Here is a 21,857-nt window from a genome sequence, read left to right as displayed (position 1 = left end):
TTCTTGTGCTATTGCGGACGCGTGCGTTGCGGCCTCACGAGTTTTCTGGGCTGTAGCTTGGATCTCCTTTATCAGAGGATGCAGTTTGTCTAGGAAGCGATTAAACCATCCTGAAAGCTCGCCAAGTTCGTTAGGCTGGCGGTAGTTGATCCGCTTGGTCAGGTCGCCGTCACCGCTCGCGATTTCCTTGATCATGAGCGTGATAACACTCAATGGTTGAAGCGATTTGTGGATGACTACCGCGCTTAACAAAAGACCTAATGTTCCGAGCAGCGCACCGAACATAATACTTTGCCACATACCTGAACGGCGTCGTGTATCGAGCTGGTCTGCCAGCATGTCAGCAGGTGCCATCAATGTATCCCATGGAACGTCGATCTTTACGGCCCAAGATGCTGAGTCGCCAATAGGAGGGAAGGGCAATAGCAACTGAAAATTGTCGCGGTCGCGAGCAGCTGATATCCCAGAGGCAAATGTTAGAGCCTGAAGCCGCGCTCCATTTTCGGGCCATACCTCAGAAGCAAATTTTCCGGCTGATTTCGCCGAGGCGCTGTTCGCAGCGATTACGCCCAAGTCGCTCACGATGCTCACCGTCGATTGTCCGCCGTAAATATCACGGGAGAGCTTTTCGCTTTGCTCCTGAAGATCATTCAGACTCAAATCGACCACCAGCACACCGACATACTTGCCCTTTTCCAAGTAGGGAACTGCAAGCGATACGAGACCTTCAGTTTGGCCATTCAGTGTGTCGAAGTAAGGGGCAGTAACGCAGGGCCTAAGCGTACTTTTCGAGCAGCTATACCAATAATTCATCGGTTGGCCGCTAGCATTCGATTGATCGCCGTTGATAGTTTTTTCGTCTAATGCTGTTAATTCGAAGGTGGTGCTGCCGTACCGAGAGTAGTAGGTTGAGAAACGGCCAATTTCGTTTGAACCGAACTCTGTCTTGCCTTTGAAGCCTTCATCTTCGCCACCTGCTTGATTGGGTTCAAAAGCTACGTATAGCCCCAAGAAAGCAGGGTTGGCCGCTATTGCTTGATGAATGCTTTTGACCATGTCTCGCCGCAGGTTCCCGGCACTGATCCGACCCTCCGCAAACTGATCTCGAAGCGTGCCCAACTGCAGCGCTACCTGCTGAGCTAAGAGATTGGCATCGCTGAATTTTTTCTCTATACGAGCTTGCTGGGTTTTCCCGTTGCCGATGAGCTGATCGCGAGCTGCGACTTCTAATAGAACACTGCTCTGCGTTCGGATTTCATCTGAAGACACTTTTCCCTGGTAGACGTTGAGGGCAACAACGCTCGCCAGTGTCGTCACTAAGCATAGTCCTGCCAGGGCTAGCATTCTGAACTTCATTGAGTACATCGATAGCATTAGCAACGCCTCTGTTGGGCGCAGTGAGCTGCGCGCATTGCATAAAAAAGGGCGCCTAGAAGACGCCCTGAGGGAAACGAGATGTTGGACTCAGCTTGGGCTGGGCCTCATTGCCGGGAAACAGATTTGGCGGCTAGAGGCTGACCTTCATTGTTCCAGGTGCAGGCTGTGGGTCGAGTGTGGGACGGCTAGTGATAGCCGTTCCTTTGGTGTAGTTACCTTTTCCCATTGGAGCCACGATGAATCGCACGGCCAAGTAGTACGAAGCTCCAGAGATGGCGATTACTGGAATGGACGCGCCTAGGTAACGAAACCATTGATGCATCGCAACCGTTACGGGGTCATACAGCGCCAGGTAGCCAATCACCGCCACGATGCTGATCAATACCGCTGCCCAGTTCACGCCACCCCAGTAGGCGTAGTTGCTGTTGCGAGTCGCGAAAAGACTTGGAGCATCGAGTTGCTCGCGTCTCAGGATGAAGTAATCAACAAGCGTAATCCCGGAAATACCCACAAACATCACACCGTTGTACGACAACCAACTCATAACCTTGGACAGCAACCATTCGGTCTCAAAGGCGAAATACACACCAGGCAGCAGGAGGAGTGCGAGAAGCAGTTCCCATTTTAATCTCGCGAAGAATTTGACCTGCTGAATTGAAACCCCTGCCAAGTAGATCATCACAACCATCGTGGCAATGTTCGCCGTGAGAACGATGGTCATCACGATTGAGCCAAACACTGGCCCGCCAACCGCGATCATCCAAATCGTTGGGTCATAAGTGCCTGCGCTGATGGCTGCGAGGGCCGCGACGGTGGAGACAACCGCCGCTCCGAGGATGCCCACGCCAATGATTGAGGGGCCCATTACATGATTTTTGCTTTTTACCAGGCGGGTAAGACCACCCATGACTGGCCACCAAGTCATGGCATTGGAAACGCCAAACTCAACGGCAAGTGCCAGGCCCTGGACGGGATCATGCGAAAGCATCTGATCTGGGGCCACTTGGTTGTGCCACAGGTTTTCGAGCCCGAATTTATGCACCAGGATGCCAAACATCACCAGGGTGATCAGCATGTGCAGCGGCCCGATAAAACCATTGAGACGTTCAAAAAACTTCGGCCCTTTGCATGCAATAAACCAGACAAGGAACAGTGCAGCCAACGCAACGCCAATCACCAGGTGCTCATGTGAATCGCCTGTAACCTGGCTTCCTGTGACGGTGGCCGCGACGTTCGCTGCTCCCCTGGCGGTCAATGCTTCAACTACGTAAGACCAGCCGATCAAGGTTGCAAGCAAGCCGAATAGGGGAACGATGATCCCTCTGTAGCCGAAAGAAGCTTTGGCGGTATCAATAGGGTCGGTACCGTATTTGTAGCTGGGCACTCCAGACGCGAGCGAGACCAATGCCATGCCGATGATGAGGCCGATCACATATCCCATCACTCCGAGCCGCCAATCACCTACATACGGTAGATAGCTGCCTATGAGAAATGCCCATGTTGCCGCACTGAATGCGCAACAAGTCCAGAGAAATGAGCCGTAGGTTTTGTACACCCGGTTACCCGATAGAACTGGCAACCGACCCGCGAGGGCTTCTTGTTCAACGCTATGTGAGGTGCTCATGCGTTTGCTCCTACAGCCAGCAAAGTACCGATCCAAAGAACCGCACCTAAGAGAATCCATATAGAGGCTTCTCGAACGAGCGACGCAGCGCTACTCCAGCATTCGGAGGAGGTGTGCTCGGGCTGGTTCATGGCCTCCAGTTGCTTCAACAGATCCGTGTTCAAGCTTTCGCTTGTACTCATCATTCCTGTGCCGTGTTCAACGTCAGCTTTGCTCATGTCGTTGCTCTCTGGACGAGTTCTTACGATGCCGTCCGCTTTGGCTGTTTTAGAAAATTATTATGGCAGCGGTAGTAAGTGTTGCTGGACGCTTTGTTGTTGCTTCCCTTCGACGGTCAGTAAAACTGTCCAATTGCGCCCTGTATTCAGCCTACGCTTGGCAGCTGTTACCTCGTATCCATTTTTGGCAATCCATTACGAGACTTCCTCCTATCGGCAACCTCTTTGCGATTTGCCGATATTGGCTACGGCCAAGCCCTTCCTTGACGCTATGTTGTGGGCTCAGCCTAAAAAATATGGAGTACAGCCATGAGCAAAGAAATGCGCATTGTCGTTATTTCTGGAGCTGGTTCTGGAATCGGCCAGGCGACCGCCGTCCACTTTGCAAAGAATAATTTCTGTGTGATCGGCTGTGACCTTTCGCAATCTGGCTTGGAAGAGACAGCCCAAAAGGTTGGCGCCGGCAGCTTTCATGCACAGGTCGTGAATGTCTCTCAAGAGGACGAGGTGCGAGGGCTATTTGAGTTCGTCAAATCCTTCAACCTTGCGCTTCATGCCGTGATCCCTTGTGCGGGTGTTGCTCGCACAGGACTGGTTCATGAGTTGGCTAGGGAAGACTGGGAATTCATGCTGGGGGTGAATCTCACGGGCACCTGGTTAATGTCGAAGTATTCGATGCCGATTTTTATGGAACAGAAAACCGGCGCTTTCGTTGCCATAGGATCCGACGCATCAGTGCGTGGTGCATCGGGATATGCGGCTTACTGTGCATCTAAACACGGTGTCTTGGGGCTTGTGCGGTGCCTGGCGCTGGACTATGGGCCTTGGGGAGTACGTAGCAATGCAGTGTGTCCAGGCTTCGTACAGACTCGGATGATGGACAGCTTATTTGCGGAGGCGAGTGATCCTGAAGCCGAGATGAAGTCTTACGCCAAAGAGGTACCTTTGGGCAGATTTGCTCAGGCTGCTGAGGTGGCAAAGGTCATCTATCACTTGGCTTCCGAGGAAGCCAGTTACACGAACGGGATCGTTTATTCTCTGGATGGAGGAGCGACCGCTGGGCATTTTGGCTAGTCAGGTTTCTGAGCATTTGGGTAGTTTCTTCTCGGATCTTCGATTGAGAAGTGAGTAAATTCGCACCAGCTTGGGTCATCTGACCCAATAAAATGCAAGGTTGGTATCAGTTCACAAAAAACGCAAAGCCCCAAGAGGGTTCGCGTCTTTTTTGCTCGGCCTGCAGCGCTCGTTTTAGGCGCCTCTCTGCGCATACCGGGAATAAGAAATATTTTGACGGATGGGCGGCATGAAGCTTGCTTAGAGACATATGTCATTTAAGTTAAGCGAGATTTCATAATGGCCGTGCACACACCTCAGAACGACACTAGGTTTCGGTTTATGGAGTCGCATGATGCGTTTGAGCACGCTGGTGGCCTGAACGAATGGGACGACAATCGTTACCATCAGCTTGAGAAGAAAGCTCACTTCCATGGTGCTATTGCGAGCCATTCCATTGCCGGAAAAGTGCAGGTTACTCGCGAGACTATGGACAGTCCCTGTGTCGAGCAAATATGTCATGTTCCTCTGGATTCGATAGTCATCGTTAACGTGCGATCCGATGAGGATGTACTTCTCAATGGCAGGTACGTTAACGCCAACACCTTTCATATTTCGTCTGGGCGCTCTTTCCATGCGGTAGCAAAAGCGCCTATCGAAGCATTGATGCTTACCGTCAGTAAGGCTGCTTTTCTCGAAACATTCAAAACTGAAGCTTTCCTAAATGTCGAGTCGAAGCCATTCGAGCGATTTATTCAGCCCTCTACCGAAACTCAGATCGATTTCGAGCTGAATCTAAAATCACATCTGGGTAACGTCCAGGCAGCAATCGGGCAAGATCCATTCAGTTCGAGTCTGGATAAGGTTTTTAGCTGCGTCCAAGAAATTTTGGATTTTGAAACTTCTACTCGGCTCGTCATTCCTCCTTCGACACGGACATACATCGTCGAAAAGAGCTGCGAATTTTTCGCTCACCATGTCCAGGATGAAGACATTGGAGTGCTAGACCTGTGTAACCACCTCAGGATCAGCCGTAGAACGCTTCAATACAGTTTTGAAGATGTATTGGGCATGACTCCACTGAACTATGTAAGGTCTGTGCGACTGAACACCGCACGAAAACTGCTGATGTCCTCACCGCAGGAGACAATTCAAGGCGCCGCGCTTGATGCGGGCTTCAGCCATCTGGGTAGATTTTCAAAATACTATCAGGAGTTTTTCGGAGAACTACCGTCTCAAACTGTAAGCAGATTGGGCGCGCACCGACGTCATCATTAAAAGCCCTCAAATGTAAAAAGCCGGCTCTTTCGTAGCCGGCTTTTTATTGCCCAATCCTTAGCCCTTTGCCCCTGCCACCAGATATTGCGAGTTGAAGCCCAAGGCGCCGTGACCAGCATCCTGAGCAATCTTGAGGTCATCCGCGAGTGCCGAGATATGACTGGCCCGCAGTCCGCTTGCCTTAAGTGCATCGCGCCACTGAACGACGGCATCCAGATACACGTCCACAGTTGCCTGGATTGTGCTGAAATCGTTGGCCTCGATCTCCTTGATGCTCTTTTGCACTTTATAGCGCAGCAGATCCAACATTTTGTCGGCAAACTCTGAAAGTTGGCTCGCACTGACGCCCTGAGTCTTGGCATATGCCGCTGCCTCAAGGAAGCCGGCCAGGCCCACGGCGTAAAAGCTGCCCGTCATCGCGGCATCAACGATAGGTGGCACAGTCAGGTCTTCACCGGTGTAAATCGTGCCTTGTGGCGCCATCGGTTTAACGGTCTCTGCAATCTCGTCCCATACGGCTGGATCACATGCGTATTGAATCGCTGTGTAAGGGCCGCCAATCAGGTCAGGGTACGAAGAGATAGCTGCGTTGATAAAGATCCCGCCACGACTTTCTACGAGACTACGAAAGCGTTGTCCGTCTTCCGGCATAGAAGTGCTGAGATTGGCCACGAAGCGACCGGCCAGATCAAGCGACTCGATATTGCTTTCTATAAGCGATGCACCACCAGCTGCGCTGCTGATAATCATGATGGTTAGCTCACTTGCATGCACCGCTTCCACGAAGGAAGGAGCAAGCGTGGCACCTTTCTCCACCAGAGGTTTAGTGGCTTCAGGACGACCATCCCACACTGTGACTTTTCGTCCTGCTGCAAGCAGTGTGCGGGCGAGGCCGGAACCCATCAAGCCAGTGCCGATTACCGTTATTGTTTTAGCCATCTTCTTATTCCTCATATGGGCGAGGAGCGCTCGCCGGGTTATCTACTACCCGAAAGCTAAGCTCTGAACCTCTAAGGAAATAGCCATTTTCGGCAACTCTGCTTTTTCGCCCTCCTAGCGTGCGTCATATGCGCCTGTTGCCAATTCTGGATAGGACGAACTGAAACCCAGATGTAGCTTGTGCCCACCGATACCCACAATCCGTGAGGCCTGAAATGAACCAGATCCAGAAACCACAAGACGCTTATGTGCAGGTTGACGAAGTAGACTGGCAGGAGTTTCCAGAGCAATTTCATACCGGCGGTGTGAAGTGGAAGCTACTCCATGTTTCTCCTGAGTTTGGCATCTGGACAGTGATGTTTTTCTGTCCGAACGGCTCAGTTCTGCTGCCGCACATTCACCATGGCCCAGCGGAAGGCTACGTCTTCGACGGCATTCTTGAATTGCGTGGTGGGCCAGAAAATGGCGGTGCACTTTGCGTCAAGCACGGTTTTCTTTATGAAGCGACTGGTGCTGAGCACGAAGAGACCAAGATGCTCGCTGACACCACTTTCATCCTTCAGATGGTAGGCCCAATTACCTGGAGAACCGCTGACGGCAAAGACGTCAACCAAACTTGGTCGACCGCCCAGGACTTGTGGGAGCAGCAAACAGCTGCCTGAGTCCCTGTCATTTGGATAAAACGTCCGGAGTGAACTCGATGAGTATTTTATTTGTATTAACCTCCCACGCGACTCTTGGTGATACCGGGAGGGAAACTGGGCTGTGGCTTGAAGAGTTTCTAGTCCCATATTACAGCTTCGTTGATGCCGGTCTTCCTGTGCGCCTTTCCTCGCCGAAGGGAGGCAATGTGCCTGTTGATCCTGCTTCGGTGGACGCTCTGAAGGACAGTTCTCTTTACCAGCGCTATTACTCGGATGCCATTTTGGCAGAGCGTATGAGCTCCTCAGCCAAGCTTTCATCCATATTGGCTCCGGATGTAAGCGCGCTTGTTTATCCGGGTGGCCATGGCCCCCTGTGGGACTTGCGCGATAACCCCCATTCTGTGTCGCTGATTGAATCGTTCATTTCCTTAGGCAAGCCTGTTGCCACCATCTGCCATGCGGGATGCGCATTGCTCGATGCTCGGAAAAGCGATGGCCGCCCATTGGTGGAAGGTGTCCAGGTGACGGCCTTTAGCGACAGTGAAGAAGCTGCAGTAGGCCTGGAAAAGGCAGTTCCTTATCTCGTCGAAGCTGACATGAAAGCCCTTGGAGCGGTGTATTCGAAATCCGTCGATTGGGAAAGCCATGTTGTCGTCTCTGGATCATTGATCACTGGCCAAAATCCAGCGTCCTCTGCGGGTGTAGCCGAAGCAGTTATCAAGCGTTTGAAAGCTTGAGTTTCACCTCAAGTTGTCACTTTTAAACTTATAAAAATACCAAGGGATACCGACTGTCATGAGTTTCGTAAAAACGAAAGAAGAGCTCCAGGAAATTCAACGAATTCTTTCTGAAGGGCGTTGCACAATCGAAGCTGTATCGATTGAGTTCGAGACGACCTTCGAGTTCCTGCGGTCGGTGCTACCACCATGTTTTGATCTGCCTGAAACACCTACCGCCATAGCGAGCGTTTCACGTTGGCAGAGCGAGCTGTGTGGCGAGTTCGACTGCGGAATCATTTCTCTCAAATGTCGATACAAAGAACTCGAAGGCACCACCATGCTCGTGTTGATTGTGAGCGGGGATATGCCAGTTACAATCGGTCGTGAGATGTGGGGGGAGGCAAAGAAAACAGGTATTGCTCAGGTCTATATGGACGGTCATGAGGCCTACGGATTCTGCGAGCGCAACGGTGTACGTTTGATCGAGATTGAAGCCGAGTTTGGGGCCGACCTCGGCCCTTCAAGCAGTGAGAGCTATGATTTTGAAATCAAAGCGGTGCCTCACTCCACCGGCTTTGGTCTGCAGCACGATCCGATTCTGAACTGCATGAAGAACCAGGAGAACCTTCGAGTAAAGCGTGAAGGCAAAGGTACTCTTAAACTCACTGGCACAGCGCTGGATCCACTTCACACCATTCCAGTCGTATCGGTCGGTACGGCTTATTACACCGAAGGCGAGTCGAGTTGGACGGTACCGCGCTTGGACATACTGCCAGACAGGGATGCGTATCTGCCATTCATTTACGGGCAGAAATTCGACGATTTCCGTCTGTTCCGTAAACCAGCCCGATTCCAAAAGCTGAACCAATAATACGCATACAGATTTTTCAAAGGAGCGACGCCCCTGTCACCCATTTTGTTCAGGCTGCGGTACCAGACGCTGCGTAAAATTGAGCAGATACATCCAGCATGGCGGATGTTTTTAGGCGCCCTAAAGGGCGCCTTTTTTTGCTCAACGAGCCTTTAAAATACGGGAATTAGAAAATGCTGAAGGAATGGAAAACAGAGCCCGGCTCCGCGACGGTCGAGTCCTGGCTAGCCAAGTGATTTTGGTTTGAGTACAAAAGGGCCCTTCGGCATCAACGTCTATTTTCTATACGTAATGCTGGCTTAATTCCTTTTCGGCTTTATTGCCTACGTTGAACTTTTGACGACAAGTCGATGATGACGTGTCCAATTGTAAGAGCCATTTGCAGCGATTACACTCCAGCCCATGAAACGCTATCTGCGGTTTTGCCTCATCTTCTTTATCAGCTTGGCGCTTCCCCTCAGCGGGATGGCGGGTGTTCAGGCACCAACAGAACCTTGCCCAATGAAGACGATGGGCATGGCTATGATGGACGACATGGGGATGGACTGCTGCAACGGTATGAAAAGCCCCTCCGAGCACGGTAAGCCTTGCAAGCCGGGCCAGGAATGCAAGACGGGCGGGATGCTGCAAGTCTCGATCCTCAAGCCTCCCGTAACCTTGTTCAGCCCAGTAGCGATTTCCTTTTTCAGCGATTCCCTACCTATACAGACCCCATCCGGGGTATGGCGACCGCCCCGCGTTTGATTCCTGTCCCACATTGAGCCTCATTCCGCATTAGCGGGATGGACTAGCTGCGCGCATGTCTTTTGACGCGTGCAGTGGATGATTACAGGAATTGTAAACATGGACTCCAAGTTCAATTGCACAGGCTGGTCTCTCGTGGCCGGCCTAGCGGCAAGCGTGCTGGCATTGCCGAGTTTCGCTGCCGCATTGACGCTCGATGAAGCGTTGCGGCGGGCAGAAAACAATGCGCCGTCGCTGACCGCACAAGACGCGAAAATTCAGGCTGCCAGCAAGGCAGCCATCCCTGCTGGTGAACTACCTGATCCCAAGCTTCTGGTGGGTGTGCAGAACTACCCCATTGGCGGCCCGGATCGTTGGAGCATCGACCAGGACTTCATGACCATGCAGATGGTCGGGGTCAGGCAGGAGATGCCCAATAGCGACAAGCGCAAAGCGCGTATCGAAGTCGCCGATGCAGCTATTGATCGTGCCTCTGCGGAGCGTCGAGTCGAACGTCTGAAGGTGCGCCAGTCCACGGCGTTGGCCTGGATCAGCAGCTACTCGGTTGAGCGCAAAGATGTGCTGTTCCAGGACTTCTACAAAGAGAACCGCCTGCTGAGCGATACCGTCCGGGCCCAAATTGCCGGTGGCCGCGCTCAACCCGCCGATGCGGTGACACCTAAGCAGGAAGCAGCTCAACTGGCGGAGCAACAGGACGATCTGACTCTCCAGAGAGCACAGGCGCGAGCAGCCCTCAAACGCTGGATTGGCTCCGCCGCCAACGACAAGCCCGTGGGTCGTTTGCCTGAATGGCCCGTAGATACCTCAGGCTACTCCCATAAGTTGCAACACCACCCCGAGTTGGTAGCGTTTGCGCCGATGACCCGCGAAGCGCAAGCCAAAGTTCGTGAAGCCGAAGCGGAAAAGCAGTCGGACTGGAGTTGGGAACTGGATTATCAGCATCGTGATCGTCAGTTCGGCGACATGGTTAGCGTTCAACTTTCCTGGGATCTACCGCTATTTCCCGACTCTCGCCAAAACCCCAGGATTGCGGCCAAGCAGGCTGAACTCAACCAGCTGGAGGCCGAGCGCGAAGCGCTGTCACGCGAGCATACCCAGCAACTGGAAAATGAACTGGCTGACTATGAGCGTCTGAATCGTGCCGTGCGCAGAAATCAGGACAGCCTGTTGCCGCTAGCCAAGGAAAAGGTCGAACTCAGCATGGCCAGTTACCGTGCAGGCAAGGGCGATTTAAACGCGGTGGTTGCCGCCCGACGTGAACTCATTGAAGCCCGTCTCAAACAGATCGACGTGGAAGAACAGCGAGCACTGACCAGTGCGCGTCTGTATTTTGCTTATGGGGAGTCCAGCCAATGATCCTTAAAAAATGGAACAGGGCATTGCTGGTAGGCGTATTGCTGGCACTCGGTGTTGCCGGTGGTTACTGGTTCGCACATCAACGCATGAGCGGAGTACCTGGTGCCAGCCCGGAGCAGAGTCCCAACTCCCCAGAGGAACGCAAGGCTCTGTATTGGTACGATCCCATGTACCCGCAGCAAAAGTTCGATAAGCCGGGTAAATCCCCTTTCATGGACATGCAACTGGTTCCTCAGTACGCCGGTGGCGCAGGAGATCGTGCGACCGTCAGTATCGATCCGAGTCTGACTCAGAATCTCGGTCTGCGTTTTGCGACAGTCACCCGTGGAATCTTCAACTCCAGTCTTGAAGTCACAGGAGTCTTGGGATTCAACGAGCGTGATGTCGCTGTAATTCAGGCCCGCACCACTGGCTTTGTGGAGCGGGTCTATGCCCATGCTCCCGGCGATGTACTCAAAGCCAACGCGGCGTTGGCGGATATCTTGGTGCCCGAGTGGGCAGCCGCCCAGACAGAGTTCCTTGCCCTGAAGCGCAACGGTGATGCTGACTTGTTGGCTGCCGCCCGCCAACGACTGCGGCTCACAGGGGTGCCGGCAACATTGATCACTCAGTTAGAGCGTGGCGGTAAGGTTCAGCCCTACCTGACGCTCACCAGCCCTATTGCCGGTGTGCTGCAAGAGTTGAATGTACGTGCGGGTATGACCGTGGCGACTGGCGACACTCTGGCGCGCGTCAATGGCTTGAGCAGTGTCTGGCTAGCCGTGGCCGTTCCAGAATCGGATTCCGGAGCTATCACCGTGGGGCAGGCGGTCGAAGCGCGTCTGCCAGCCTTCCCAGGAACAACACTCAGTGGCAAGGTCAGCGCGATTTTGCCCGAGACCAATCCGGACAGCCGCACACTTCGGGTGCGTGTCGAGTTACCCAATCCGGATGGGCGCCTCAGGCCGGGTTTGACGGCGCAGGTACGCCTGAATCGTTCGACCGAGCAAAGTGTATTGTGGGTGCCGAGTGAGGCGGTGATTCGCACTGGCCGACGAGCCCTGGTGATGCTCGCCGAAGACGCTGGCCGCTACCGTCCCGTGGAGGTGCACCTCGGGCAGGAAAGCGATGGCAAAACGGCGATAGTGAAAGGTCTGGAACCAGGCCAGAAGGTGGTTACGTCTGGCCAGTTCCTGCTCGACTCGGAGGCCAGTCTTAAGGGCATTGTTGCTCGCACGGAGGAAGAGTCGCCACCCAGTGAAACAGCCTCCAGTTTTCATGAGGCGGATGGGCAGATCGTTGAGATCAACGACAAAGAAGTCACGCTCGCCCACGGCCCTTTCAAGACGCTGGGTATGCCTGGCATGACGATGACTTTCCCACTCGCTAGTCCGGCGCTGATGCAGGGCCTCAAAGCGGGTGACAAGGTTCGAATCGCGTTGAGCCAGACCGACGATGGCTTGCGTGTTGAACGCCTGGATAAATCGGGGAGCCAGCCATGATTGCTGCCCTGATTCGTTGGTCAGTGGCCAACCGATTCCTAGTGCTACTGGCGACACTGTTTGTCACCGCTTGGGGCATCTGGTCGGTGCAAAGCACGCCCATTGATGCGTTGCCAGACCTCTCCGATGTGCAGGTGATAATCCGCACCCCTTATGCAGGACAAGCGCCGCAGATCGTCGAGAACCAGGTCACCTATCCGTTGGCCACCACCATGCTCTCGGTGCCGGGGGCCAAGACCGTGCGTGGTTATTCCTTCTTTGGCGATAGTTTTGTCTACGTGCTGTTCGAAGACGGTACTGACTTGTATTGGGCCCGCTCGCGGGTTTTGGAGTATCTGAGTCAGATACAAAGCCGCTTGCCGGCCAGCGCCAAGCCGGCGTTGGGGCCGGATGCGACGGGGGTGGGTTGGATCTATCAGTACGCACTGGTGGATCGCAGTGGCGGGCACGATTTGGCACAGCTTCGCGCTCTTCAGGACTGGTTCCTCAAGTTTGAACTCAAGACCCTGCCGAACGTTGCGGAAGTAGCCACCGTGGGAGGCATGGTCAAGCAGTACCAGGTTCAACTTGATCCGCTCAAACTGGCCAGCCTCGGCATCACCCAGGCTGAGGTAACCGAAGCTATCGGCAAGGCCAATCAGGAAACCGGTGGGGCCGTGCTGGAGATGGCCGAGACCGAATTCATCGTGCGTGCTTCCGGCTACCTGAAGACGCTCAATGACTTTCGGACAATCCCACTTAAGTTGGGTGCGGGTGGCGTGCCGGTGAGCCTTGGTGATGTCGCCACGATCCAGTTGGGGCCAGAAATGCGGCGTGGCATCACTGAACTCGACGGCGAAGGCGAGACCGTCGGCGGCGTGGTGATTTTGCGCAGCGGCAAGAACGCTCGCGAAACCATTGCTGCGGTCAAGACCAAACTCGACGAACTGAAAAGCAGTTTGCCGCCCGGAGTGGAAATCGTCACCACCTACGACCGCAGCAAGCTGATCGACCGCGCTGTGGAAAATCTCAGTCACAAGCTCATCGAAGAGTTCATCGTGGTCGCGTTGGTCTGCGGGATCTTCCTTTGGCACTTGCGCTCATCGCTGGTGGCGATCATCTCCCTGCCTGTTGGTGTATTGATTGCCTTCATCGTCATGCGTTACCAAGGTATCAACGCCAACATCATGTCCTTGGGTGGGATTGCCATCGCCATCGGCGCCATGGTCGATGCCGCCGTGGTCATGATCGAGAACGCCCACAAGAAGGTTGAGGCATGGCACGCGGCCAATCCGGGGGAAGAACTGAAGGGTGAACGTCATTGGCATGTAATGACCGAAGCGGCGGCAGAGGTAGGCCCCGCGCTGTTCTTCTGTTTGTTGATCATCACCCTGTCGTTCATTCCGGTGTTCACCCTGGAAGCTCAGGAAGGACGGCTGTTCGGCCCTTTGGCTTTTACCAAGACCTATGCCATGGCCGCAGCGGCGGGGTTGTCAGTGACCTTGGTGCCAGTGCTGATGGGCTATTGGATTCGAGGTCGAATTCCCAGTGAACAACAGAACCCATTGAACCGGTGGTTGATTCGGATTTATCAGCCCGCTCTGGACGCGGTCTTACGTCGACCAAAGATCACGTTACTGGTGGCGCTATTGGTTTTTGTCAGTGCGCTATGGCCAATGTCGCGCTTGGGTGGCGAGTTTCTACCCGCGTTGGACGAGGGCGACCTGCTCTATATGCCTTCCGCTCTGCCAGGGCTGTCGGCGCAGAAAGCGGCGCAACTGCTGCAACAGACCGACCGATTGATCAAGACCGTACCAGAAGTCGAACACGTCTTTGGTAAAGCCGGTCGTGCCGAAACCGCCACCGACCCGGCACCGCTGGAAATGTTCGAAACCACCATCCAGTTCAAACCACATGAGCAATGGCGTCCAGGCTTGACCCAGGAGAAGTTGGTGGAAGAACTGGATCGAGTGGTACGAGTCCCGGGGCTGACGAATATCTGGATACCACCTATTCGTAACCGTATCGATATGCTCGCTACGGGTATCAAGAGTCCCATTGGAGTGAAGGTCGCCGGCACCAACCTGATGGAGATCGATGCCGCTACTCAGGCGGTCGAGCGCGTGGCCAAGGATGTGCCCGGTGTCAGTTCGGCTCTGGCCGAGCGACTGACCGGTGGCCGCTATATCGACGTGGATATCGACCGCAAGGCCGCCGCCCGTTACGGACTGAATATTGCCGATGTGCAGTCCATCGTGGCCGGCGCTATCGGCGGCGAAAACGTCGGGGAGACCATTGAAGGGCTTGCACGCTTCCCGATCAACGTCCGTTACCCCCGTGAGTGGCGTGACTCGCTCGGCGCCCTGGAGCAGTTGCCAATCTACACCCCGCTAGGCAGCCAAATCACCCTTGGCACGGTGGCGAAGATCAAGGTCAGCGACGGGCCGCCGATGCTCAAGAGCGAAAACGCAAGGCCTTCAGGCTGGGTGTATATCGACGTGCGGGGGCGGGACATTGCCTCGGTTGTCGCCGACCTGCGTCGGGTCGTCAATGAACAGGTCAAGCTGCAGCCAGGCATGAGCCTGAGCTACTCAGGACAGTTCGAGTTTCTCGAAAGGGCCAACGCACGCCTCAAACTGGTAGTACCTGCCACGTTGTTGATCATCTTCGTTCTGCTCTACCTGACTTTCGCCCGCTTCGATGAGGCGCTATTGATCATGGCCACTCTACCATTTGCACTGACCGGTGGAGCATGGTTCCTCTATCTATTGGGATTCAACCTGTCGGTCGCCACCGGAGTCGGCTTTATCGCCTTGGCCGGGGTTTCTGCCGAGTTCGGCGTGATCATGCTGCTCTACCTGAAGAACGCTTGGGCCGAACGTGAAGACGTCGGCGACAGCACTGAGCGCGGACTGGTTGCGGCGATTCGTGAAGGTGCTGTGCAGCGTGTTCGACCTAAGGCCATGACCGTGGCCGTCATTATTGCGGGCTTGTTACCCATCTTGTTGGGCAGCGGGACTGGTAGCGAAGTGATGAGCCGCATTGCCGCGCCCATGGTTGGCGGCATGGTCACAGCACCCTTGCTTTCCCTTTTTGTCATTCCGGCAGCCTATCGCCTAATGCGTCGCCGGCACCTCATAGTTGAACCCATCAACTCTCAAGGAAAAGTCATATGAAATTGGCCATGATTGCAGTTGCTAGCACCGTAATTACGCTGTCTCTTTCTGCCCTGGCAGAGGACATGCCTGGCATGAAAATGGACGGTATGCAGGGCATGCAGATGGAGCAGGAAACAAAACAGGCTCAAGTTGCCAATGCCGAGGGAACGATCAAGGCTATAGATACTACGAAGCATACGGTGACCATCTCCCACGGAGCTGTTCCAGCCGTACAGTGGCCGCCAATGACAATGGCTTTTTCCGTAACGGAGGATCAGATGACAGGGCTGAAGGCCGGAGACCGTGTATCGTTTTCCTTTCGGCTAGAGGGTGGCAAAGCCACAATTGTTTCCATTAAAACATGAGACTGTAGTTATGAAAATTACCGGCACGCACTGACGCGCCGGTTTTTACCGTCTACGCGGTATAAGACTTGCTGCCACTATCGGTTGATAGGTATCTATCGGGTAGGACAACTATGCGCTAGACGACGTGCGACGTTTGAGTTCAACGTGAAGGCTCATCGGATGTCTCAAGGCCTATGGTTTTACGTGCATTTTCTTAGGATGATTGACTGCGCTGGCCGTCAGCCAATCCCGTGACCTATCGGTTGATCACTCAGGTGCCATGAGCACCGCTAGGCTCATGTTGATGAACTCTTCGTTTTTGCTGATCGTCTCCAGTGCACCGCGCACGTTGCCGGCGACGTCTCCCGATCCGCGCTGCTCGACCCAATTGGTCAGTTCCATGATTGCGGCTTCAAGGGCGAGCTGGTTTTGGTTGATTTTAAAAAGCAGGGATGGCAGCAGGTCTGAATTTGGCATCGATTTTCCTCCATGAAAAAGCCAAGCGTAGCGGGATAAAAATTGAAGCATCAGCGACGTTAGTTCGATGCCGATGGGAGGCGAAACAATTGGTCGTGAATTTGCTTTCGCACCTTCCTTGACTACTGGGTTTACTAGACAAGACTGAGTTCAAATTTCCCATTCGAAGGAACGTCATGATCTCCGCTCTTGAGCTCCGACATATCATTGAGAGCGGTTTATTACCACGCTCCTGCACCTGCACGGTGAACCCAAAAGGGGCGCTTTTGATCAAGATGATTGAACCTTCCTCAGGCCATGTCGAACTGTTTGTCCCCGGCGTGTTGGCATCGGCTCTCACGTCCAGTCGGGCGATCTCGAATTTGATCGGCGAACTCAGAATTGAAATGGCTGCGCGCAAAAAGATCTGCGTGAGCGCGACGGTAAATGGTGGACTCTCAGCATCAGAGCCACCAAGTCACATCGACTCAAGTCTTACGGATGGGGTGATCAGGCTGCAGTAGGGACGCAACCGCGATGACTAGGTCGTCCAGTGACCAGGGCTTGTGCAGATAGATGGTTGATGCAGGTACTGTCGCGGGGTCAATCAGATACCCGGACGTTAGAATTGCAGCAATATACGGCCATCTACCCCTGACCATTTCAATGAATTCGATTCCTTGAATCTGCCCCGGCACGCCATGGTCTGCGATCACCAGCCGACACTGATCATGCGCTTCCAGCAGATAGGTCAATGCATCATCAGCAGTGTCGAACGCTACTGCTTTTGCGCCTATTTCCGCCACGATATCCCCCATCAGCGAGCGCAATGTCGGGTCGTCTTCGATGACGATAATCTCTCCTTGAATTGGCAATATCCCTTCCCAATTTACGTTCACTCATCGATTCCTTAGCCGGCCAAAGTGCCGACGTCTCCAACGTATGGCTCTGAGTCTATGTCCATTTTCAAGATGCGCGACCCTGAAAACAATTCGTTCAATGTCTCAGGTCAAAGGTTCGGCATTTTACAGCAACCACTGTATTTAACGCTTAGCCATTCCACCGAGCAGTTGGCTACTCATACGCCTGACTATGGAATGAACGCTACCGCCTGTCATCGAGTTGGGAATCATTCCTCGATTACCGACATAGGATACGAATGAGCAGGATGGCCGCCTCCGTAATTGAAGCGCCAAGGGCCATAGAGGTAAGTGTTCGGTCGCGGCGATAGCGCGCATTCGACGGTGCGCGCTATCGATGGGTATCTGCCAGTGATTGATCTTCATCTAAGAGCCAGCTTGGGATGGGTCAGTTTCGCTACCTTGCGTTGAGCCAGCGGTTGAACTGTCAAAATCTTCTTCGCCGGCTGCTTTTTCAGCAGTAAACCAATGCTCCAGGTCTTGTCCTTGCGGCTTCCCATCTTTTTCCCAAAGCCGATATGCAGCTTCTCGAATTTTTTGCTCATCCATCTTCGAATTCCTCCCATTTTCACTGAGTGATTTCGGGCGAAACGGGAGAAGCAGCGTCACCTCCCGATCCGTCTATCAGCGTTAAGGGTAGTCGTCATAACAAGCTTCGCCATCGCAGTTGATCGCATTACTCAACGTGCGCATGCTGACGTGGGCGGTCTTGCCCGCCGTTACTCTGGCTCGCTCCGTCGGGGATGCGGGTTAACTAATGATATCGCCAGATTTTATGGTTGGTCGCCGTGATATCTCCCGATATTCTCAATTAGTAACTGTACATAAGGCCAGAATTTGTACGTTGATTACGAACCATAGTAGACATTAACCGGCAAGTTTAACGTGGCCCTTTACGAGCGGAAGAGGTCTTCCTACTTCTTGATCTCGCGCGGATGCGCCATTAATGCGAGCCGATATATTAGTCTTCGCGAAGGAATGCGAGGATTTCGTTCGCGAGTTCGTTGGGCGCCTCTTCCGCCATGTGGTGCCCGCAGTCGAGACCTCGACCACGCTGCCTTGTCGTCCACGGTTTCCAAACAGCCAGGACATCGCCGTATAGAAGTTCAAGGTCATCACGTAGCGACCATAGAATCATGGTCGGGCATGCGATCCGACGGCCCTCGCGGCGGTCGGCCTCATCGTGAGCACGGTCGATCCCTAGGGCTGCACGGTAATCCTCGATCATGCCATGTATGGTCGCCGGATCGTGGATGGCTGCTTGGTAGTCCTTGTAGGCTTCAGCACCCATTGCCTCGGGGGAGCCGCCATACCACCCATCAGGATCAGCCAGGATCGCTTGTTCCGGTTTCTCGGGTTGAGCGAAGAAAAACCAATGCCACCACTTCGCCGCGAACCGGGCGTCGCAGCGCTCAAGAGCTTCAAGGATCGGCACACCGTCTAATATGCCGAGATGGGTAATGGCTTCCGGTTGATCCATTGCCATGCGAAAGGCGGTGTAACTACCTCGATCGTGGCCGATTACAGCGAACCGATCATGACCAAGGTGGCGCATCAGGGCTACGCAGTCGCGGGCCTTGGCGCGTTTCGAGGAGCCCGCATGGTCGGATGTGTCCTCTGGCTTTGATGAGTGACCAAAACCTCTCAGGTCAGGGCAGACGACCGTGTGATGTTGCGCAAGAAGTGGGGCGACACGATGCCAAGTCGCGTGAGTTCGAGGATGACCGTGGAGTAACAGAACAGGTGAACCATTGCCACCGTGCCTTACCCTTAGTGTTGCCTCAGGAAGAGTTACGGTATCGAGTGAAAAGTTGTCGAACATCGCACTGTCCTGGGCGTTTGCCACTGTCGTAGGTTCGCAACGACCACGTCGGCGGATCATTGCCTTCGTTTGTATCGTTGTGATCAATTGTTAGTAAACGATGCTTGGCTCTTATTTTCAGTAAAATCTGGGGCAGCCTGGAGTGACCTTAACTCCGGACTCAAAACACGGTTTGACTTAAACGCCGTAACGTTTATTTCCACCAGAAGTGATGCAATAACGACCGCCTCTTGGGCCGATGCAGACACTGCCTGAAGCACAAGCACATGAGGTTCCATAGTTGGGGATTTGCTTGCGAGTTGGCTGCGCCGCAGGTTGCACTGATGATTTTCGCTCAGAGGCGACGTAACAGTTCGATCCACTGCAAAGGCTTTTGGATGAAAGCCATTTTGCCGGTTGACCGTCGATGCTGATCCGCACCCAATCATTTTTCTTTTCGAAGACTTGAACCTTGTCTCCGCGCTTCAGAGTGGAAATAACCTTCCCGCCCGGCTGATCTCGCATATTTAGCTTATCCGCGCTAACGAACTGATCGAGCGGTGGCGTTGCGGCTGGTGCCATTGTCGGTGCAGGGACGGAAACTAATGCGTTCGGTGTGGCTTGGGGGGCTGGCTGTTCCTGTGTAGAAGGTGTGTCTTTCTTGCCCATGAACCATAGGACTGCAGCAAGAATCAGAAGAGGGACAAACCATGACTGAGATTTTTTGCGCATATCCTTTGCCCCTATCTAGCACGCATTACGCGGGCTGCCGTAGCGACAAGCGTAGTCGAGCTGAGCCGATTTACTCAGCGATCAGATGGGATGCCGCAGTGGCTCTGATCCTAATTTCGTGGTTTCTGTAAGAGCATGGCCCAATACCAGATTCTATTCGGTCGGGTAGCAGATACGACCTATTTGTACCGAAAGCGTCAACGCTCCGAACTTTCTTTCGATCTTTTCAGTCGACCAAGCACCAACTTGATCAACGCACTCAATGGCGTATCGGTGGGCATGCCATCGCAGGCAGCCCACGACAGATCGGGTACAACTATAAAAATGGTGATTCCGATGAATTGTCTTATCTGCGTAGGTGTTGCTGAGCGCATTCAGTGCTCTGGCCCTTGGGAAGAAAGAGACTGTCCGGACTGCGGACGCTACCGAGTCTCGGACGAACTCATATTGACCTTGATGGAGCAGGGCCAGATTTTCGATGTCAGCAAAACTAGGGGGTGGCTTGATAGCAGGCGTGTGGGAGGTGCGATACCTTCTATTGAGATCCATGAAGCGCTGCTGCTGCCTTGAGTGGTTCGAAGTCTGGGGTAAATGAGTATGTCCGTCAGCTCGGGCTAATTCAGAACGCATGCAGCCGCAGGTCAAGCTGTCCCAATACCTAACAGATGAAGAATGAGTGGATCATAGACAGATCTCCGCTGAACCCAATGTTCCGCGTCTGTAGAGAGGCGCCTAATGCCAAAAATCACCAGCGCAAAGGATCTGCAAATCAGTCTCGACGACGCGAACGAAGAGGGGCTGTTCAGGTGGTTGGTCGCCAGTTTTCTGATGGGTAAACGGATACAAGCTGAAATCGCCGCAAACGCTTACAAAGTGATTGTTCACAGATACCAGCGAGACACTCCGCGCAAATTGGCCAATTGCACGCATCGTTAACTCGTTGCCATGCTGGGGAGGCGCACTACCTTCGTTACGATGAGTCCACAGCCACTCGATTGCTGGCCTTGGCGAAGAAGATCAACGACGAATACTCGGGAAGGGTGGGGAACATCTTCGAGGTGAGTTGTTTCAAGGGCGAGTTGGTTTTGATTGATCTTGTAGAGTAGGGAAGGGAGGTCTGTTCGCCATTGTGATTCCTCCTTGTAAGATGTCGACGTAACAACCCAAATCGTATTGTACGGCCTGTCACTGTCGAGTCATGGTTGACCAAGTGATTTTGGTTTGAGTACAAAGGGCCTTTCGAAGGCCTTTTTTGTTGGCTCTGAGTTTGGATTGGACAGCTTTAGAAGGGGCTACGTATCACAGGGGCGCTAGCTACAAGTGAGACTGACTGCCTTCGCGGCCCGTTTGAGCTGTTGCTTAATCTCTATAGGTATCCGCTGTTTTAATAATCGCTGTTCAAGAAATGCTTGATCGCCTCGAGCCTCCACCTCTGCCTCAACAGCGGCATCCTCCGCTTTTATGGTGGCAGCGTGACTCTCCATGATCGAATCAATATCCGCCGCGCTTTTGGCACCTTCGAGAGCACTGATAAGTTTTGCCACTTCCACCTCTTCAGCGCTAGCGTAGGCCTCTACGGTCATCCCGGAAGCTAACGCTCGCGCTCGAATTTCCACGCCTTTTAAAGTTTGCTTCGCTTCACTGCACGAAAATTCTTGATTCTGCTTGTCGATAGCTCTCCATTGGAGCAGTTCATAGGTCATCGTGCCGATGATTGCTAGGGTGAGAGTACCGATCAGGATCCGCTTCATAATCTTTCTCGAATGTTTGAGAGATGTCGATGGGGGTACTTCATCTCATTCGAAGAAATTAAAGCGTAGCATTGTCATCAGTCACAAAGCAGTCAACGCCATATCACCGACGGAGCAACGTAGAACCCGGATCACTTACTGTATAGCCAGGAGCACAAGAAACGAGTTCAAGATCCTTTCGTAATCATTCAACAAGACCTACGATGGCAAGCCCGTTACACAGTTGAGCTAAAGAGATACCAGTGACAACAAGAATTTCTTGATTCGAAGTGTCGTGGAAAAATCGTACCGTCAGAGCGGTTCCTGAATCGATTGTGCATTCGCAACGAGTGGGCAGAAAACTTTGTTCTATCAAGTGACGGATTTCTAGAGTAGATAGCATGTGGCTCGTCTCGACGGGAGCCAGCCA

General features: G+C 53.4%; 21 protein-coding genes and 2 pseudogenes. 12 read left to right on the top strand and 11 right to left on the bottom strand.

Annotated features, from left to right (window positions below):
• Positions 1 to 90 precede the first annotated feature (90 nt).
• The 3 genes and pseudogenes from HKK53_RS32975 to HKK53_RS09310 form a co-directional block, all read right to left on the bottom strand.
• A pseudogene (locus HKK53_RS32975) lies at positions 91 to 1,056 on the bottom strand (PDC sensor domain-containing protein); the annotation flags it as partial.
• A 451-nt stretch (positions 1,057 to 1,507) separates the two neighbouring features.
• Positions 1,508 to 3,001 (bottom strand): cytosine permease, encoded by a 1,494-nt coding sequence (locus HKK53_RS09315; RefSeq protein ID WP_237150755.1) that lies wholly within the window; start codon positions 2,999 to 3,001, stop codon positions 1,508 to 1,510.
• Positions 2,998 to 3,219, bottom strand: coding sequence for a hypothetical protein (locus tag HKK53_RS09310; protein WP_046061863.1), 222 nt, complete (start codon positions 3,217 to 3,219; stop codon positions 2,998 to 3,000). The genes HKK53_RS09315 and HKK53_RS09310 overlap by 4 nt, the downstream gene beginning before the upstream one ends.
• Before the next feature lie 309 nt (positions 3,220 to 3,528).
• On the opposite strand from HKK53_RS09310, the gene HKK53_RS09305 reads away from it, so the two are divergent.
• Complete coding sequence (locus HKK53_RS09305) at positions 3,529 to 4,293, top strand: SDR family NAD(P)-dependent oxidoreductase (RefSeq protein WP_169370580.1); 765 nt, start codon at positions 3,529 to 3,531, stop codon at positions 4,291 to 4,293.
• 321 nt (positions 4,294 to 4,614) lie between these two features.
• Positions 4,615 to 5,550, top strand: coding sequence for a helix-turn-helix domain-containing protein (locus HKK53_RS09300; protein WP_169370579.1), 936 nt, complete (start codon positions 4,615 to 4,617; stop codon positions 5,548 to 5,550).
• Between the two features lie 57 nt (positions 5,551 to 5,607).
• Here HKK53_RS09300 and HKK53_RS09295 read toward each other — a convergent pair whose 3' ends face one another.
• Positions 5,608 to 6,489, bottom strand: a complete 882-nt coding sequence (locus HKK53_RS09295) for an NAD(P)-binding domain-containing protein (protein ID WP_169370578.1) — start codon at positions 6,487 to 6,489, stop codon at positions 5,608 to 5,610.
• A gap of 215 nt (positions 6,490 to 6,704) precedes the next feature.
• Here HKK53_RS09295 and HKK53_RS09290 point away from each other — a divergent pair, with 215 nt between their 5' ends.
• From HKK53_RS09290 to HKK53_RS09255, 8 genes are all read left to right on the top strand, one after another.
• Positions 6,705 to 7,151: a cupin domain-containing protein gene (locus HKK53_RS09290; protein ID WP_169370577.1), complete on the top strand. Its 447-nt coding sequence runs from the start codon at positions 6,705 to 6,707 to the stop codon at positions 7,149 to 7,151.
• A gap of 38 nt (positions 7,152 to 7,189) precedes the next feature.
• On the top strand, positions 7,190 to 7,870 hold the full coding sequence (locus tag HKK53_RS09285) for a type 1 glutamine amidotransferase domain-containing protein (protein WP_169370576.1): 681 nt from the start codon (positions 7,190 to 7,192) through the stop codon (positions 7,868 to 7,870).
• 58 nt (positions 7,871 to 7,928) lie between these two features.
• Positions 7,929 to 8,723: an acetoacetate decarboxylase family protein gene (locus HKK53_RS09280; RefSeq protein ID WP_169370575.1), complete on the top strand. Its 795-nt coding sequence runs from the start codon at positions 7,929 to 7,931 to the stop codon at positions 8,721 to 8,723.
• A gap of 402 nt (positions 8,724 to 9,125) precedes the next feature.
• Positions 9,126 to 9,467, top strand: a complete 342-nt coding sequence (locus HKK53_RS32610; RefSeq protein WP_169370574.1) for a hypothetical protein — start codon at positions 9,126 to 9,128, stop codon at positions 9,465 to 9,467.
• A 99-nt stretch (positions 9,468 to 9,566) separates the two neighbouring features.
• Entirely contained in the window at positions 9,567 to 10,823 is a 1,257-nt protein-coding gene (locus HKK53_RS09270) for a TolC family protein (RefSeq protein ID WP_169370573.1), read from the top strand.
• Entirely contained in the window at positions 10,820 to 12,304 is a 1,485-nt protein-coding gene (locus HKK53_RS09265; protein WP_169370572.1) for an efflux RND transporter periplasmic adaptor subunit, read from the top strand. Before HKK53_RS09270 ends, HKK53_RS09265 begins: the two co-directional genes overlap by 4 nt.
• On the top strand, positions 12,301 to 15,459 hold the full coding sequence (locus HKK53_RS09260) for an efflux RND transporter permease subunit (protein ID WP_169370571.1): 3,159 nt from the start codon (positions 12,301 to 12,303) through the stop codon (positions 15,457 to 15,459). Before HKK53_RS09265 ends, HKK53_RS09260 begins: the two co-directional genes overlap by 4 nt.
• The gene (locus HKK53_RS09255) at positions 15,456 to 15,806 is read left to right on the top strand and encodes a copper-binding protein (protein ID WP_169370570.1); all 351 of its coding nucleotides are present in this window, start codon (positions 15,456 to 15,458) and stop codon (positions 15,804 to 15,806) included. The genes HKK53_RS09260 and HKK53_RS09255 overlap by 4 nt, the downstream gene beginning before the upstream one ends.
• Before the next feature lie 249 nt (positions 15,807 to 16,055).
• Here HKK53_RS09255 and HKK53_RS09250 read toward each other — a convergent pair whose 3' ends face one another.
• Positions 16,056 to 16,265, bottom strand: a complete 210-nt coding sequence (locus HKK53_RS09250; protein WP_169370569.1) for a hypothetical protein — start codon at positions 16,263 to 16,265, stop codon at positions 16,056 to 16,058.
• Positions 16,266 to 16,441: 176 nt separating this feature from the next.
• On the opposite strand from HKK53_RS09250, the gene HKK53_RS09245 reads away from it, so the two are divergent.
• Complete coding sequence (locus HKK53_RS09245; RefSeq protein WP_169370568.1) at positions 16,442 to 16,768, top strand: DUF1652 domain-containing protein; 327 nt, start codon at positions 16,442 to 16,444, stop codon at positions 16,766 to 16,768.
• On the opposite strand, the gene HKK53_RS09240 is transcribed toward HKK53_RS09245, so the two are convergent.
• From HKK53_RS09240 to HKK53_RS09225, 4 genes are all read right to left on the bottom strand, one after another.
• Complete coding sequence (locus HKK53_RS09240) at positions 16,733 to 17,143, bottom strand: response regulator (protein WP_169370567.1); 411 nt, start codon at positions 17,141 to 17,143, stop codon at positions 16,733 to 16,735. The two genes, HKK53_RS09245 and HKK53_RS09240, sit on opposite strands and share 36 nt — an antisense overlap.
• 387 nt (positions 17,144 to 17,530) lie before the next feature.
• Complete coding sequence (locus HKK53_RS09235; protein WP_169370566.1) at positions 17,531 to 17,713, bottom strand: DUF2934 domain-containing protein; 183 nt, start codon at positions 17,711 to 17,713, stop codon at positions 17,531 to 17,533.
• A gap of 412 nt (positions 17,714 to 18,125) precedes the next feature.
• The gene (locus tag HKK53_RS09230) at positions 18,126 to 18,986 is read right to left on the bottom strand and encodes an alpha/beta fold hydrolase (RefSeq protein ID WP_169370565.1); all 861 of its coding nucleotides are present in this window, start codon (positions 18,984 to 18,986) and stop codon (positions 18,126 to 18,128) included.
• Between the two features lie 177 nt (positions 18,987 to 19,163).
• Positions 19,164 to 19,697 (bottom strand): SH3 domain-containing protein, encoded by a 534-nt coding sequence (locus HKK53_RS09225; RefSeq protein ID WP_169370564.1) that lies wholly within the window; start codon positions 19,695 to 19,697, stop codon positions 19,164 to 19,166.
• A gap of 735 nt (positions 19,698 to 20,432) precedes the next feature.
• On the opposite strand from HKK53_RS09225, the pseudogene HKK53_RS09220 reads away from it, so the two are divergent.
• Positions 20,433 to 20,761 (top strand): annotated as a pseudogene (locus HKK53_RS09220) (DNA methylase); the annotation flags it as partial.
• A gap of 246 nt (positions 20,762 to 21,007) precedes the next feature.
• Here the strand turns inward: HKK53_RS09220 and HKK53_RS09215 are convergent.
• Together HKK53_RS09215 and HKK53_RS09210 are read right to left on the bottom strand one after the other, a co-directional pair.
• Positions 21,008 to 21,448: a hypothetical protein gene (locus HKK53_RS09215; RefSeq protein WP_169370563.1), complete on the bottom strand. Its 441-nt coding sequence runs from the start codon at positions 21,446 to 21,448 to the stop codon at positions 21,008 to 21,010.
• Positions 21,449 to 21,632: 184 nt separating this feature from the next.
• Entirely contained in the window at positions 21,633 to 21,830 is a 198-nt protein-coding gene (locus tag HKK53_RS09210) for a DUF1652 domain-containing protein (RefSeq protein ID WP_169370562.1), read from the bottom strand.
• Positions 21,831 to 21,857: the final 27 nt, after the last annotated feature.

Origin of the sequence: Pseudomonas sp. ADAK7 (genome assembly GCF_012935675.1) — a bacterium.
Lineage (GTDB): Bacteria > Pseudomonadota > Gammaproteobacteria > Pseudomonadales > Pseudomonadaceae > Aquipseudomonas.
Note: the sequence above shows the minus strand (reverse complement) of the source record. Positions and strands in the feature narration are given on the sequence as shown.

Bases quoted from the DNA above. Each gene is read 5' to 3' on its own strand.
- HKK53_RS09315 (WP_237150755.1), bottom strand. From the start codon at position 3,001: ATGAGCACCTCACATAGCGTTGAACAAGAAGCCCTCGCGGGTCGGTTG.
- HKK53_RS09310 (WP_046061863.1), bottom strand. From the start codon at position 3,219: ATGAGCAAAGCTGACGTTGAACACGGCACAGGAATGATGAGTACAAGC.
- HKK53_RS09305 (WP_169370580.1), top strand. From the start codon at position 3,529: ATGAGCAAAGAAATGCGCATTGTCGTTATTTCTGGAGCTGGTTCTGGA.
- HKK53_RS09300 (WP_169370579.1), top strand. From the start codon at position 4,615: ATGGAGTCGCATGATGCGTTTGAGCACGCTGGTGGCCTGAACGAATGG.
- HKK53_RS09295 (WP_169370578.1), bottom strand. From the start codon at position 6,489: ATGGCTAAAACAATAACGGTAATCGGCACTGGCTTGATGGGTTCCGGC.
- HKK53_RS09290 (WP_169370577.1), top strand. From the start codon at position 6,705: ATGAACCAGATCCAGAAACCACAAGACGCTTATGTGCAGGTTGACGAA.
- HKK53_RS09285 (WP_169370576.1), top strand. From the start codon at position 7,190: ATGAGTATTTTATTTGTATTAACCTCCCACGCGACTCTTGGTGATACC.
- HKK53_RS09280 (WP_169370575.1), top strand. From the start codon at position 7,929: ATGAGTTTCGTAAAAACGAAAGAAGAGCTCCAGGAAATTCAACGAATT.
- HKK53_RS32610 (WP_169370574.1), top strand. From the start codon at position 9,126: ATGAAACGCTATCTGCGGTTTTGCCTCATCTTCTTTATCAGCTTGGCG.
- HKK53_RS09270 (WP_169370573.1), top strand. From the start codon at position 9,567: ATGGACTCCAAGTTCAATTGCACAGGCTGGTCTCTCGTGGCCGGCCTA.
- HKK53_RS09265 (WP_169370572.1), top strand. From the start codon at position 10,820: ATGATCCTTAAAAAATGGAACAGGGCATTGCTGGTAGGCGTATTGCTG.
- HKK53_RS09260 (WP_169370571.1), top strand. From the start codon at position 12,301: ATGATTGCTGCCCTGATTCGTTGGTCAGTGGCCAACCGATTCCTAGTG.
- HKK53_RS09255 (WP_169370570.1), top strand. From the start codon at position 15,456: ATGAAATTGGCCATGATTGCAGTTGCTAGCACCGTAATTACGCTGTCT.
- HKK53_RS09250 (WP_169370569.1), bottom strand. From the start codon at position 16,265: ATGCCAAATTCAGACCTGCTGCCATCCCTGCTTTTTAAAATCAACCAA.
- HKK53_RS09245 (WP_169370568.1), top strand. From the start codon at position 16,442: ATGATCTCCGCTCTTGAGCTCCGACATATCATTGAGAGCGGTTTATTA.
- HKK53_RS09235 (WP_169370566.1), bottom strand. From the start codon at position 17,713: ATGGATGAGCAAAAAATTCGAGAAGCTGCATATCGGCTTTGGGAAAAA.
- HKK53_RS09230 (WP_169370565.1), bottom strand. From the start codon at position 18,986: ATGTTCGACAACTTTTCACTCGATACCGTAACTCTTCCTGAGGCAACA.
- HKK53_RS09225 (WP_169370564.1), bottom strand. From the start codon at position 19,697: ATGCGCAAAAAATCTCAGTCATGGTTTGTCCCTCTTCTGATTCTTGCT.
- HKK53_RS09215 (WP_169370563.1), bottom strand. From the start codon at position 21,448: ATGAAGCGGATCCTGATCGGTACTCTCACCCTAGCAATCATCGGCACG.
- HKK53_RS09210 (WP_169370562.1), bottom strand. From the start codon at position 21,830: ATGCTATCTACTCTAGAAATCCGTCACTTGATAGAACAAAGTTTTCTG.